Origin of the sequence: Phenylobacterium sp. SCN 70-31, assembly GCF_001724605.1 — a bacterium.
Lineage (GTDB): Bacteria > Pseudomonadota > Alphaproteobacteria > Caulobacterales > Caulobacteraceae > Phenylobacterium.
The window spans coordinates 42,145-55,435 of sequence record NZ_MEEX01000007.1 but is presented as its reverse complement, the minus strand read 5'-3'; the positions used below and the strand labels follow the sequence as shown (position 1 = coordinate 55,435).

The window sequence follows — 13,291 nt, the reverse complement described above, 5'->3', positions numbered from 1 at the left end:
CCCGGCGACCCTGCGCCGGGAAGGTTTGCACAGCTAGGCGAGCATGTCCTGAACCGCTTCAAGATAGGCGATCGCGGCCGCCTTCCTGTCCGGGTCGCTCGGCGCGTTCCAGGCGCTGTGGATCGCCACGACCAGACTCTTCTCGGGGTCGATGAAGATCTGCTGGCCGAACACGCCACGGGCGTGAAACGCCTTGTCGCCCGGTCCGCCCCACCACTGGTAGCCATAGAACGGGTTGCGGCCGTCAGTGACACGCGGCGCCGACCGATTCGTCGCTTCGGAAAGCCAGTTGTCCGGCAAGACCTGGCGCCCCTTGGCGACACCGCCACCCAGGAAGAACTGGCCGAAGCGCGCGTAGTCTCGGAGCGTTGCGCTGATGTTGGCGCCCCCCCATTCGAGGCCGTCTGTCGCCGTGAGGAGCCAATAGCCGTCCTTCTCCATGCCAAAAGGCGCCCAGATACGGTCGGAGAAGTAGGGCGAAAGGGGACCACCTATGGCGGCGGCGAGAACCTCGGCGATGAGGTGCGAGTCACCGGTCTTGTACTGGAAGACCGAGCCAGGCGGATCGACCTGAGGCAGCGACGCCATGTGACGCAGCAGCTCGCCGGGCCGGTTGCGGGCCGCGAACGTGGCGATGTGTTTGTTGATGTCGGACGTGGGGTCGAGGTAGTTCTCATTCCACTTCATGCCCGACGACATCCGCAGGAGGTCGCGGATCGTCACCTTCGCAAGGGGCGACGACTTCAGAGACGGCAGGTAACGCGAGATCTCCTCATTCACACTCTTGATGTGGCCGTCGTGAAGCGCGGCTCCGACCAGCGTGGAGGTGATCGATTTGGCGACCGAGAACGACGTCCACTTCGAGGTCTCGTCGTTCCCGAGCCCATACCGCTCCAAGAGGATGCGCCCCTTTTGGACCACGATCAGGCCCGCGACGCGGTTAGATTCCATGAAACGGGAGGTGTTCCAGGTATCGTCCAGATACCGATACGACACGTCGAGTTCGCTCGATGCGCGGGGCATCCCGTAGACCGACGTCCCGGCGCGGATGGGCCGCGTGGCGAACACCTTGTCCATGTTGCGGAACGTGAAGACCTGTTCCTCGCCTCGCAGGAAGAGGAGCCTGGAGGCGTCGATGTCCGCCGCCGTCACGGCTCCGGCAAGCGACGGGCGGGGAGCCATCGCCAGCGCCGCGGCGCTGGCGGCCATGGCCTTGAGCGTCGTGCGCCGCCGGGGATTGGGAACATCCTGCATGCTTCTGTCCTTGCTGGTCTGGAACGAGCCCGCCGCTGCGACGGACAAGTGTCGCCCCGGCGGCCGCTGAAGGCGCGCCGCCGGGGCGGATGCCGTGGGACGGCGCCGGAGAGAGCCGAACGCCGTGCCGGTCAATAGGAGTAGAGGGCGGAGATCCCGAACGTCCTGGGCGTGTAGGTCTTCGCGTAGAACACGGGCGACCTAGCGCTATCGTGGCCGTAGCTCAGATAGTCGTGGGCGTTCAGCACGTTGCGGATGAACACAGCGACCTCAGCGCCCTTGACCTTCACCCCGGTCCGGAGGTTCGCGATATCGGTGGACTTCAGGTCAGGCAGCGTACCATCGTAGCCGTAGATGGTCGGATCGCGCTCGGGCTGGTGGCTCTGATACTGGTAGTCCGCACGCACATAGGCGTCGTGGTCGAGCACGCTGAACGTATATTCGCCCGAGACGCTCGCCGACCAACGGCGGTCACCGATCGGCGTCCCTTTCTTGGCGATGAAGCGGCCGCCGGAGACGATGTCCTCCACATACCGCGCGTTCACATATCCGACCGCGCCGCTCAGCGAGAGGTTCGAGGTCGCCTGGACTTGGAAGCTCAGATCGAAGCCTTCGCTTCGCACCTTGCCGATGTTCGCCGTGAAGGTCTGGCCGCAGGACGCCAGGGGGATGACGCTCTGCCGGTTCGTCCAGTCGACCCGAAACGCGCTGGCTTCCACCTGCAGTCGGTTCGCGAAGAGTCGGTTCTTGCTACCCACCTCGTAGCTCCAGACCGTATCGGCATCAAACGTCGATGGCGCCTCGGTAAGGCCAAGCTCCTGGAGGCTCGGCAGACAGGCTGTCGGCGCTGGCTTCTGCGCGCCGCCGGGCCGGAAGCCCTTGGCGGCGCTGAAGTAGGCCATGTTCCCTTCGTTGATCTGGTAGGAGAGGCCGACTTTCGGGGCGATCGGCGTCTCGGATTGCCGGCCGCTGCTCAGGCCCGTACCGCCGAGCGGCCCGGCGTTGATGTTGGAGAAGTCGTACTTCACCTTGGACGCTCGCGCGCCCAGAGTCGCCGTGAGTTGCGGCGTGACCTTGAAGTCGAGCTGTCCGAACGCCGCGATCTGCTTGTCGTGGGTCGTCATCAGATCAGTGTAGGTGGAGTCGTATTTCGCTAGCGGGATACCATAGCGTCTGAGGTAACTGACGCCGGTCTCGGCCAGGTAGTAGTTCGCGAAGTTCGGCGACGAGACCTGCTCCCAGTCGCTCTGCCGCGACCAGCCCCAGAACACGCCCGCCACCCACTTCAGCCGGCCTTCGCCTTCAGCGGACTGGATCCGGAACTCCTGGGCGTAGGACGTCTGCTTGCTCTCGTAGATCCCGCGCGAATAGTCCTGCGGACTCTTCACGTAAGGATTTCCGATCGAGATGTTGTGCTGCCACTGCGAGTAGTCGGGAAAATTGTCCACGTCCCGCTGGAAGAAGGACGTGTTCGAGATCAGGGTTGCGCCGCCGAGGTCGTATTCGATATTGACTGCCGGAAGTATCAACCGGTCACGACTGGGCGAGCTGAGCAGGTTGGCGCTCTTGAACTTCTGCTCGCTCGGCTCGGACAGCGAGACCCAGAAGGGCGCGCCGTTGTTCGCCTCGAGATCCTGAGCATAGACCGACGATGTGATCTTGAGATTTTCAGTTGGCGCCCAGATCACACCCACGCGAACGACCAGCGCGCTGTCGCGGTTCGAGTTCCGATCGACGATATTGCCGGTGAACGGATCGACACGATCCATGTAGCCGCCCGTGTGCCGGTAGAACACGCTCGCGCGGAAACCAAGTTGATCGGTCACGATCGGCCCGCCGACCGCCACGCCCAACTCGGCGCCTGGATCGCCGCCCTGAATGACCGAAGCTTCGCTCCGCGCGTAGACCTGAAAGCGCGTCAGACTGGGCTGTGGCGTGATGAAGCGAACCGTACCGCCCTGTGAGCCCGCGCCGAACAGCGTCCCCTGGGGCCCTCGCAGGACCTCGATCCGTTCGAGGTCGAAGGTCTCGGGGTAGACGTTGGTGCTCGTGAAGCCCGCGTTGCGGACCTGGATGGGCGACTCATCGAGATAGACGCCCGTCGTCGCGGCTCCCGTTGTGGAGCTGATGCCGCGAATGGATATCCGCGAGCGGCCGTGCGTCGAGACGGTGGAGCCCTGCGTGAAGACGAGTCCCGGCGTGAGGCGCGCGATGTCCGCAACCGACTTCACGCCCTGCCGGTCGATCCGTTCCTGTGTGTAGGCCGCCACGCTGAGAGGCACCTTGGACAACGACACGTTGCTGCGGGTCGCGGTCACGATGACCTCGTCGACAGAGGTGGGCTCAGCTTCGTCTGCGTAGGCGCCGCTCGCGCCGAACCAAGCCACCAGAAGCGCCGAGGCGCCGCTCAACAGCGATGCTTTCCGTCCCGAATCCACCTTGCCCTCCTGAATGGACTTCGAGCGCGTGATCGTGATGACCCCGCTACTCGTCAGTTCGCCAGTGAGGGACGTGCCCTGAAGCATGAGCGAAAGCGCTTCAGGCACGGTGTAGCGCCCCCGCAAGGGACGCACGCCGCCTGTATCCGCCAGCTCAATTGGATAGAGAAACGGCGTCTTGCATTGCGTGGCCAGTTCGATGAGCGCCCCGCCCAGTCGACCTCCGACAGTATCGAGATCGCACTCAATATCTTTTGCACAGGCGATAGAAGGCACGATCACCACATATAGAAATACGCCCAATGCCAAGACAAATGCTCGCCTCCGATTTCCCCTTCTATCTTCAGTAAGACAGCTCTCATATTGAGATCGCCCACCCACTACTGGTAGATGACCGGTGAGCGAAATCGATCCTCCATTTAGAATAGGATTTTTTTTTGCGCGTCTCGAGCCCAAGCAACCGACATGAGGATGGCCTTCCCGGCAGGGCCGGCGACCGATCTTGTCGGGCGCAGACAAAGCGGGCGACGCTCTACGCTAGGAGGCCGCGTGCAGGCGCACGCGCTTGGCGTCGATCCGCTCCACGCGCACGCCCAGCCCGGCCCTGAACGCCTCCAGCATCGGTTCGATCTCACCGATCTTGAAGTATGCCGCGACACGCACGTCCCGCAGCCCCGGGTCGGACGCGTCGATGCTCACATCGGTGTAACGGCTCATCTCGGCGACGACTTCAGGCAGGGCCTGGCCGGTGAAGGCCAGCATTCCGCCGCGCCACGCCAACCGTTCGCCCGCCGCTTCCGAGGCGAGCTGAGTTTCCGTGACCTGTGAGCCCGCGAGCGTCCCGGCCTTGGCCTCGGTCGCAGTCGCCGACAGCATGGCTCGCGACGGCGGCGGACCGGCTCCGGGCCGGCCGGGCGAAGCGGATGTGAGCTCCACGACACCCTTGGTCACGGTCACTTCGACAGCCGGGCCGTGAAGCCGCACCGCGAAGGCCGTACCGACCGCCCGAACCACACCCCGGCCAGCGTAGACGAGGAAGGGGCGGCGCTTGCTCGGCGCGACGTCAAAGAAAGCCTCCCCCCGAATGAGGCGGATGGTGCGAGCATCGAAAGTGTAGCGGACTTCGGCGCGGCTATCGGTGTTGAGTTGGATCGTCGATCCGTCGCTCAGGTTGATTACCCGCTGCTGACCGACCCCGGTCGAGTAAGACCGTGGCGCGACATACCAAGAACCCGCGACAATCACGGCCAGCAGGAGCCCGGCGGCAGCGGCAAGCGCCGGATGAACCGCGCTGGGCCATCGACCTCCCAAGGACCTGCGAGCGCGCTGCGGCGTGGCGCCCGCCATACTGGCGATCTGGCCAAGAACGTCCATCTCCGCCCAGAGTCCAGCGAGCCGGTCGGCGGCTTCTCGATGGCTGGCGCTTTGCGCCCGCCAAGCGGCGTAGGCTGCTGCATCGGCCTCGCTGGCGTCGTCGCAGTCGAGCCGCGCGAGCCAAGCCGCAGCCTGGGCCTCGATCTCGGCGAGATCGACGAACGGAAGGACATTGTGGCGTTCAGGCATCGCGCGCGCCCCCGCGGCGGGAGGTTCGTCCCGCGAGTTTCTGCAGCGGGGCGTCCGCCCCGTGCGCGGGGGCCCCCACGCCGTCATCTCGCCCCACCAGATGGCCCCGCTGACGCATGTATTCCGCACACTTGACGAGGCCGAGGGCGACATGCTTCTCCACAGTGCTGGCGGAAATGCCCAACTCCGCGGCGACCTCCTTCTGGGATAGGCCGCGCACCTTGCGCAGCAGAAACACGCGCCGACACTGAGGGGGCAGGCTGGAGACGGCCTCGGCGAACGCCGTCATCTTTTGACGCCCATAGAGCCCCGCCTCCGCCGTCACCCCGTGTTCCTCCGCGAATCCCCCTTCCCCGCCCATGTCCTCGATCCGGTCCGTGAGTTGCGACGCGTGCTTGGCGCGCTCGTTGAGGGCTAGATTTCTCGCGATCCGGTAGAAAAACGCCTTGTGCGACGTGATCTCATTCTCGCCCTCGGCGGCAAACGCACGCAGGAACGTCTCCTGCGCCAGGTCTTCCTCGGCGCCAGCCCCGAGCGAGAACTTGCGAAGATATCGCTTTATGCCGCGCTCATGGGCCATGAATGCTTTCAGGAGAGGCGACATCTTCCGCCGTCAAACATGAGCGCCCGCTATAGCCTCAGCCCGCCCCGCAGTCACCGGTCCGGCGACGTCCCTCCGTGGAGAAGGCGCCGAGCGCCCGCGCGACCGGAAGATCATGCGCCGACAGCCCCCTGCCCGCTATGGCGCAGATGCGACGGGACTGCCGCGCCTCCTCCTGACGACGCCGCGGGCTCCAACAGCGTCAACGCCTCTGCCAGGCATCGCGGGTCACCCGCGATCGCCACCTGCCCCCCCGAGGCTCCCACGGGGCGCCCACCCCAATCCGTGACGATGCCGCCGGCGCCCATCAGGATCGGCATGGCGGGCTCGATGTCCCAACACTTCAGGCTGGCCTCGACGACGAGATCGATCGTTCCCGCGGCGACCATCGCATAGGCGTAGGCGTCACATCCCATGCGCACCAGCCGGGCGGCGGCGCGCAGTCGAGCCCAGGCGGCGCGCTCCTGCGGGGCGAACACCCCGGTGTCGGTCGTGGCGACGGTCGCCGCGCTCAGGTCGGCGCAGCGCCGCACGCGAAGCTGTTGAGTTTCGCCGCCGCGCACCAGCTTTGCGCCCGTCGCCGAGCCCAGGAACACCTCACCCAGGTTGGGCTGCCCAATCGAACCGAACAGCGGCGCGCCCTGCCATCGCAGACCGATCAGGGTGGTCCATACCGGCAAGCCGGCAATGAAGGCCCGGGTGCCGTCGATCGGATCCAACACCCACACGAACTCGGCGTCTGGCCGGTCCTCACCGAACTCCTCCCCTATGACACCGTGGCCAGGAAAGCGCCGAGCGATCGCCTCGCGGATAACCCGCTCGCCCCCCCGATCCGCCTCGGTCACCGGGTCAAATCTCATGGACCCCTTATCGTACAGGCCGTTCTCAGTGCGGAACAGCGGCAGGATCGCCGCGGCGGACAATGCGTTGAGCTCGACGAGGAAGCTTTCGAACTCTTCCAGCGGGCCGAGACCGGAGGATGGGAACATGCCGGACCCTAGCCGTTCAGGAGGAAGGTGGGCATAGGCGACTCCTGTCACGCCGGCGCGGCGCTCACTGAGCTAAGGACCGGCCAGCGGCTCCGATCCTCCAGTGCCGCGGATATTTTCTGCCGGGTCAGCCCTGTTCGCGGGCGCTGGTCCCCGGACGGGGCGTTCGTAGGCCGGCGCCGCCAAGGCCTCCAGGTCGCTCTCATCCTTCAGGGCGACCCCCGTCAGCCCGAGCCGCAGGGCTTCACGCACGATCCACAAGATCTTGAAGGCGGCAGCCTCATGGCTCAGTCCCTCGGACCGGATATTGGAGACACAGTTCCGTTCGCCGTCGAAACGACCCACCTTTGGGCCGAACGTGATGTAAGCGCCAAGACTGTCAGGCGAGGACAAGCCGGGGCGCTCGCCGATGAGCACCAGCACCAGGCGCACGCCCAGGCGCTCCCCGACCTCATCGCCGAGCGCGACCCGCGCCTGATGCGCGAGCACGACGGGAGCCAGGCTCAGGCCTGCAGCGGCAAGGCCGGCTTGGATCGCGGCGACCATGGGCGGGCCGTGGGCGTGGACCGCGGTGCACGACAACCCGTCGGCTACTACGACCGCCACGTCATGAGCGGCTCGGGCGGAAAGACGGCTGATGCTATCGGCGGAGAGGCGCCGCCCGAGGTCCGGCCGACGCAGGTAGGTGGCGCGATCTCCGGCCGCGCTTTCCACCTCGATCGGAGAGAGGCCCATCATCCTGATGTCGTCGGCCAGCCGCGCCGCGTCGTAAGGCGCGTGCACCGCATCGCGCGCCCGGGCATGGGCGAGAGCGAAATCCAGGGCCTCCGCAGTCGGTAGGCTCGCCCCGACCCGCCCCAGCGCGATTCGCGCCGGCGTGAGGCTGCGCAGGCCGCGCCACGGATCTGGCCGGGTCGGCGGGCTCATCCGGCCAACGCCAGCAGTGGGTGGCCCGCCTGCAGCTCGGCGAGGCGCCCGTCACGGCCGGTGATCGCCATCGCCTGAAGCCAGGCCTCGAACTCCGGTGACCGCTTCAGCCCGAGCAGTTCACGGACATAGAGCGCGTCATGGAAGGAGGTCGACTGATAGTTGAGCATGACATCGTCTGCGCCAGGAACACCCATGACGAACGTCACTCCTGCCGCAGCCAGCAGGGTCAGGAGCGTGTCCATGTCGTCCTGGTCCGCCTCGGCGTGATTGGTGTAACAGACGTCGACCCCGAGCGGCGCGCCAAGGAGCTTGCCGCAGAAATGGTCCTCGAGGCCGGCACGGATTATCTGCTTCCCGTCGTACAGATACTCCGGCCCAATGAAGCCCACGACCGTGTTCACGAGCAGAGGCGCAAAGGCGCGAGCGACGCCATAGGCCCGCGCTTCGAGGGTCTGCTGATCGACGCCGTGGTGAGCGCCCGCCGACAACGCGGAGCCCTGTCCGGTCTCGAAGTACATCAGGTTGTCGCCGAGCACGCCGCGACCTAGCGAGCGGCCGGCGTCCAGACCCTCACGGAGCAGCGACAGCGTCACCCCGAAGCTGGCGTTGGCCGCCTGCGTCCCAGCGATGGACTGGAATACGAGGTCCACCGGAGCGCCGCGTTCGATGAGTTGGATGGTCGTGGTAAGGTGGGTGAGTACGCACGACTGGGTCGGGATGTCGAAGCCCTGGATCAGGTCGTCCATGCGGCGCACGAGATCCCCGAGAAGCGTCAGGTTGTCACTCGCCGGGTTGAGGCCGATGACCGCATCACCGCAACCATAGAGCAGGCCGTCCACGATCGAGGCGGCGATCCCCACGGGGTCATCGGTCGGGTGATTGGGCTGCAACCGCACCGCCATCGTGCCCGGCAGGCCAATCGTGTTGCGGAACCGCGTCGTCACGCGGATCTTGGACGCCGCGAGGATCAGGTCCTGGTTGCGCATTATCTTGCTGACGGCCGCCGCCATCTCGGGCGTCAGGCCCGCGGCGACGTCGGCCAGGGTCTCCGATGTCGCGATCGGCGAGAGAAGCCAGTCCCGAAACTCCCCGACGGTCAATGCCGAGACCGGCGCGAACGCCGCCATGTCGTGCCCGTCCAGGATCAGCCGCGTGACGTCGTCCGTCTCGTAGGGAACCAAGGGTTCGGCGAGGAAGGCCTTCAGCGGCGTATCAGCCAGCACCATCTTCGCCGCGACATGCTGCTGGGCGCTCGAAGCGGCCACGCCCGCCAGCACATCGCCCGACCGCAGGGGCGAGGCTTTGGCCATGACATCCGCCAGACCATCGAAGGCATAGGTGACGCCGGAGACGGCGTGCCGGTAACTCATGTTGCGGCGCCTGATGCCTGAACAGGGTCGCTGGCGGGCCCGGCCAGAGCCCGCGCGGTTGGCGCCGCCAGGACGTTTCCGGCGTGTCGTAGCCGCGAGCCCGCCCCCTGGGCCAGGAGGCGCACTCCAAGGTTTACGTAGAGGATCATCATGCCCATCGCGGCGGCGGGCGCCATGTCGCCAGCGTCATCCATGTTGAGGATCGACACAGAGGCGAGCTTGAAGTCCGTCGGGTAGAGGAACACGGCGGCCGAGACCGTCGTCATGGCATTGACGAACAGATAGAGGGCGATTTCCAGGAGCGGAACCGCACTCAACGGGGCGATGACGCGCACGACGGTATGCAGCGCCCCGCGCCCCAGCACCGCCGCAGCCGGCTCGAACTCGACATCCAGCGCGTTCAGCGCCGAGACCGACGTCAGGTGAGCCACGGAGTAGAAGTGGATCACCGTGGCGACCAGCAAGATCGCGAAGGTGCCGTAAATCAGGTGGAAGGGATTGGCCGGATCGCCGAAGAACAGGGCGTAGGCGAGACCCAACGCGAGGCCGGGCGTGGCGGCCGGCAGCAGCGCCAGCAGCACAAACAGGCCGCGCAGCGCCGGGGCGGGGCGGGTGCGTTGCGCGACGTAGGCTCCCGTGAAGGCGGCAAGGGCGCCGGACACGGCCACGGCGGTGGCCAGTCCTATCGAATTCCGCAGCGCGCGCCAGCCACCGTCGTACCGCTCCAGGTCGTAGCTTGCGAAACTGAACGACAGATCATAGGGCCACATGCGCGCGAGCGCGGCCATCTGGCAGGTCAGAAGCAGACTGGCCAAGGCGAGGGTCACGGCGGCGCCGTAGGTGGTGAATGCAACGTCGCGCAAGACGTGTCGGGGCGGATGGCGGGCCGTCGACTTTCCAGAGACCATCGCCGCCTGGCGGCTCGAGGCCAGCCGCTCCACACCGACGAGGACGAGGCTGGGCGCGAGGAGCAGCATGGCCACGACCGAGCCCATCTCGAAGTTCTGTTGGCCCAGTACCTGCTTATAGATGTCCAGGGCCAGGACGCCGAAGTCACCGCCCAGGACGGCCGGCGCGCCGATGTCGGTTATGGCCCGCGTGAACACCACGATGCCGGCGCCGACCAACCCGTAGCGAACCGAGGGCAGCGTGACAGCACGGAACCGGCGCCAGGGTCCGGCGCCCAGAATCTCCGCCTGCTCGTAGAGGCGAGCGTCCGCCATCGAAAGGGCGGCGCGCAGCATGATCACCGCGTGGGGGAACGCTGCGACGATCTCGGAGATCAGGACACCATGCGCACCGTAGATCACGTTGCCGCCGAGCAGGGGCGTGAGCAGGCCCTGATGGCCGAACAGATAGACCAGCCCCATGGCGGGCAACAGCGATGGCGTGAGCACGGGGAACAGGCACAGGGCGCTCATGACGCCCTTGAACCGCATGTTCGTCCGCTCGATCCCGAACGCGAACAGGAAGGCCAGCGGCAGCACGATCAGCGTAGTGGCCCCGCCAAGGAGGCCTGTGTTCATCACGGACTCGCGCAGCGTGGGTGTCGCCAGGTAGCGACCGTAGTTCGCGAGGGTCAGCGCGCCATCAGGCCCGCTCAGCGAGCGTAGCGCGAGGGTCGCGAGGGGCGCCAGCAGGACCAGCGCCGCGACAGCGCACGCGATGCCGGCCGGGACGGCGGCGGCGATCGGGCTGGGCGCCCGCAATCCAGATCTAAGCGTCACGGATGACATCCGGAAACAGCTTCACCTCCGCGGGCTGGGCCTGCAGCACGATCATGTCGCCTTCGGGCGGAATGCAGGTGTGCGTTGCGACGTCCGCCAACGCATGCCCGGCCGCGCCTTCCAACATGATCTTCAACCGCATGACGGGCCCCAGGAATTCGCGCGAGACCACCCGCCCCGGCAGGCCGGAACGGGACGCGCCAGTTGCGATTCGAAGTCCCTCGGGCCTGACGCCGACGCTGACCCTGTCACCAACGGTCCAGCCTTGCGTCGACGCGGCCAGGACCCCTCCCCCTGCGAACCCGATACAGCCGTCCGCGACAACCCGCCCCGGCCAGTGGTTCATCGCGCCCAGGAACCCGCCTACGAAAGCGCTCGACGGCCGGTCGTAAAGTTCGATGGGCGCCCCTGTCTGCTCGACCCGCCCGTCGCGCAGCACTGTGATCTGATCGGCGATCGCGAGGGCTTCCGTCTGGTCGTGGGTGACCATGACCGTGGTGATCCCCATTCGTCGCTGCAGCGCGCGTAACTCGCCGCGCAGGTGCTCACGGACCTGCGGATCCAGCGCCGAGAGTGGTTCGTCCAGAAGCAGGACACGGGGTTCCGCGCCCAGGGCGCGGGCGATCGCGACTCGCTGCTGCTGTCCGCCGGAGAGCTGTGTCGGATAGCGCCCCGCCAGATGCGCGAGACCTACCAGGTCCAACAACTCGCCGGCCCGCCGCAAGCGTCCAGCCTCGCGACGTTTCATGCCGAACAGCACGTTGTCGGAGACGGTCATGTTCGGAAATAGGGCATAGGACTGGAAGATCATCCCCACGCTGCGGTGCGCAGGCGGTAGGTGCGTAACATCGCGCCCGCCATTCAGAATGACGCCGCTGGACGGTGCTTCGAGTCCCGCCAAGAGGCGCAGGCAGGTGGTCTTGCCGCATCCTGATGGCCCGATCAGGCAAGCGAAGGCGCCGCCGGGAATATCCAGGTCCACGTCATCGAGCGCGACCGACGAGCCGAAGCGCTTTGAGAGTCCCCGGATAGAGAGGGTCGTAGGCGGCGGATTCATTGGCGTGCCGCCCGTCCCTCGTAGCGGCGGACCCATTCCGAGAGCACCCGCATGCGGTTGTTCGCTGTCCAGGCCACGTCCATCGGGGCAAGGCGGTTGGCCAGGTCCGGTGGCAGGGACGGCGCAGGCTTGGAGGCATTGGCGACACCGACGATCGCGAAGCTTTCAGCGTAGAGGCTCATCGCCTCGTCCGACATCGCCCAGTCGACGAAGGCGCGAGCCGCTTCGGGATGCCGGGCCCCTGCGACGACGCCCGATGCCTCCATGTCCCAGCCCACCATCCTCGTCGGCACCACGATCACGATCGGAGCGCCCTCGGATTGAGTCTTCACGGCGCGGAAGTCGAAGGAGATCCCGATCGGAACCTCCCCGCGGGCCGCGTCTTTGCATGGCTTCGAGCCGGAATGGGCATAGCTGACCACGTTGCGGTCCAGCCGGTCCATGAAAGCCCAGGCCTCCGCCTCGCCAAGGCCCTGCAGCCAACCCGCCACCGTCAGCAGCCCAACGCCCGATGATGCGGGGTTCGGCATCGAAATGGCGTCCTTGTAGATCGGGTTGGCGAGGTCTTCCCATGTGTTCGGGATCGGCAGGCCACGCCTCTTCGCCTCGATCGTGTTGACGCAAATCGCCGCCGTCAGAACCGCCGTGCCCGTCCAATGGGGTATGGCCCGCGAATCCCGGAACATGGGATCGATCCGGCCTATGTTCTTTGGACTGTAGGGCGCCAGCCCGCCCGCGGAATCGACCTGGGCCATGGATGTGGCCGCGAGCGCGAAGATGGCGTCGGCGCGGGGCGCCTTGCGTTCGGCCAGGAGCTTCGCGGTAAGGACGCCAGTCGAGTCTCGCACCCACACCAAGTCGATCTCTGGGTGCGCCCGCTTGAACGCGCGCTCATACTTGGTGAGCTGATCCGCCTCGGCGGCGGTGTAGACCACGAGAGGCCGCTCCGTCGAACAACCGGCGACAGCCAGCAGTAGGGTCAGGCCGAGCAACCGGCCCAGGCCGGCTGCAAGGCGCGATACCGGTGAATGCAAGCTCGATCCCCTTGCTAAGCAACATCCGCACAAGGCTGAGACCGATGGAACCCGCCGGGCCTCTACCCACCCTTCACAAATCTGTCTCGCCGGCGGCGCGATCGACGAGCGGGGGGAGGCCTTTGCGCCGGACCCGGTCTTGGCCGGGAGGTCCGGTCTCGGGCCATGACGCCGATGAGCCTCGCCAATCCCGATCGCGCCCAGCGCGTCGATGACGTCGGCGACCAACTCAAGACCGAGCCGCATGCGTTCGTTGCCGTCATAGGCCGCAAGACGCCGCATGAACTCCGGAAGCTCACCCGGCTTGAGCGACGGTCGATGCTTCACC

At 66.4% G+C, this 13,291-nt stretch carries 10 protein-coding genes; all 10 read right to left on the bottom strand.

The features are described from left to right. Positions 1-33 precede the first annotated feature (33 nt). Entirely contained in the window at positions 34-1,254 is a 1,221-nt protein-coding gene (locus ABS78_RS06950) for a serine hydrolase (protein ID WP_293376414.1), read from the bottom strand. 131 nt (positions 1,255-1,385) lie between these two features. Then, the gene (locus ABS78_RS06945; RefSeq protein ID WP_293376412.1) at positions 1,386-4,001 is read right to left on the bottom strand and encodes a TonB-dependent receptor; all 2,616 of its coding nucleotides are present in this window, start codon (positions 3,999-4,001) and stop codon (positions 1,386-1,388) included. A gap of 228 nt (positions 4,002-4,229) precedes the next feature. Next, positions 4,230-5,255: a FecR domain-containing protein gene (locus ABS78_RS06940; RefSeq protein WP_293376410.1), complete on the bottom strand. Its 1,026-nt coding sequence runs from the start codon at positions 5,253-5,255 to the stop codon at positions 4,230-4,232. Further along, complete coding sequence (locus ABS78_RS06935) at positions 5,248-5,835, bottom strand: RNA polymerase sigma factor (RefSeq protein ID WP_293376408.1); 588 nt, start codon at positions 5,833-5,835, stop codon at positions 5,248-5,250. Before ABS78_RS06935 ends, ABS78_RS06940 begins: the two co-directional genes overlap by 8 nt. A 134-nt stretch (positions 5,836-5,969) precedes the next feature. Beyond that, the gene (hisN, locus tag ABS78_RS06930) at positions 5,970-6,845 is read right to left on the bottom strand and encodes a histidinol-phosphatase (RefSeq protein ID WP_293376406.1); all 876 of its coding nucleotides are present in this window, start codon (positions 6,843-6,845) and stop codon (positions 5,970-5,972) included. A 72-nt stretch (positions 6,846-6,917) separates the two neighbouring features. Further along, on the bottom strand, positions 6,918-7,772 hold the full coding sequence (gene eutC / locus ABS78_RS06925; RefSeq protein WP_293376404.1) for an ethanolamine ammonia-lyase subunit EutC: 855 nt from the start codon (positions 7,770-7,772) through the stop codon (positions 6,918-6,920). After that, on the bottom strand, positions 7,769-9,145 hold the full coding sequence (locus tag ABS78_RS06920; protein ID WP_293376402.1) for an ethanolamine ammonia-lyase subunit EutB: 1,377 nt from the start codon (positions 9,143-9,145) through the stop codon (positions 7,769-7,771). The genes eutC and ABS78_RS06920 overlap by 4 nt, the downstream gene beginning before the upstream one ends. Further along, on the bottom strand, positions 9,142-10,872 hold the full coding sequence (locus ABS78_RS06915; protein ID WP_293376400.1) for an ABC transporter permease subunit: 1,731 nt from the start codon (positions 10,870-10,872) through the stop codon (positions 9,142-9,144). Before ABS78_RS06915 ends, ABS78_RS06920 begins: the two co-directional genes overlap by 4 nt. Beyond that, complete coding sequence (locus ABS78_RS06910; protein WP_293376398.1) at positions 10,862-11,929, bottom strand: ABC transporter ATP-binding protein; 1,068 nt, start codon at positions 11,927-11,929, stop codon at positions 10,862-10,864. Before ABS78_RS06910 ends, ABS78_RS06915 begins: the two co-directional genes overlap by 11 nt. Then, positions 11,926-13,290 carry a putative 2-aminoethylphosphonate ABC transporter substrate-binding protein gene (locus ABS78_RS06905; protein ID WP_293376396.1) on the bottom strand — a complete coding sequence of 455 codons (1,365 nt, stop codon included), beginning with the start codon at positions 13,288-13,290 and terminating at the stop codon, positions 11,926-11,928. The genes ABS78_RS06910 and ABS78_RS06905 overlap by 4 nt, the downstream gene beginning before the upstream one ends. Between the last annotated feature and the right edge of the window lies 1 nt (position 13,291).

Coding starts and splice junctions, on each gene's coding strand:
- ABS78_RS06950 (WP_293376414.1), bottom strand. CDS start 1,254: ATGCAGGATGTTCCCAATCCCCGGCGGCGCACGACGCTCAAGGCCATG.
- ABS78_RS06940 (WP_293376410.1), bottom strand. CDS start 5,255: ATGCCTGAACGCCACAATGTCCTTCCGTTCGTCGATCTCGCCGAGATC.
- ABS78_RS06935 (WP_293376408.1), bottom strand. CDS start 5,835: ATGGCCCATGAGCGCGGCATAAAGCGATATCTTCGCAAGTTCTCGCTC.
- hisN (WP_293376406.1), bottom strand. CDS start 6,845: ATGTTCCCATCCTCCGGTCTCGGCCCGCTGGAAGAGTTCGAAAGCTTC.
- eutC (WP_293376404.1), bottom strand. CDS start 7,772: ATGAGCCCGCCGACCCGGCCAGATCCGTGGCGCGGCCTGCGCAGCCTC.
- ABS78_RS06920 (WP_293376402.1), bottom strand. CDS start 9,145: ATGAGTTACCGGCACGCCGTCTCCGGCGTCACCTATGCCTTCGATGGT.
- ABS78_RS06910 (WP_293376398.1), bottom strand. CDS start 11,929: ATGAATCCGCCGCCTACGACCCTCTCTATCCGGGGACTCTCAAAGCGC.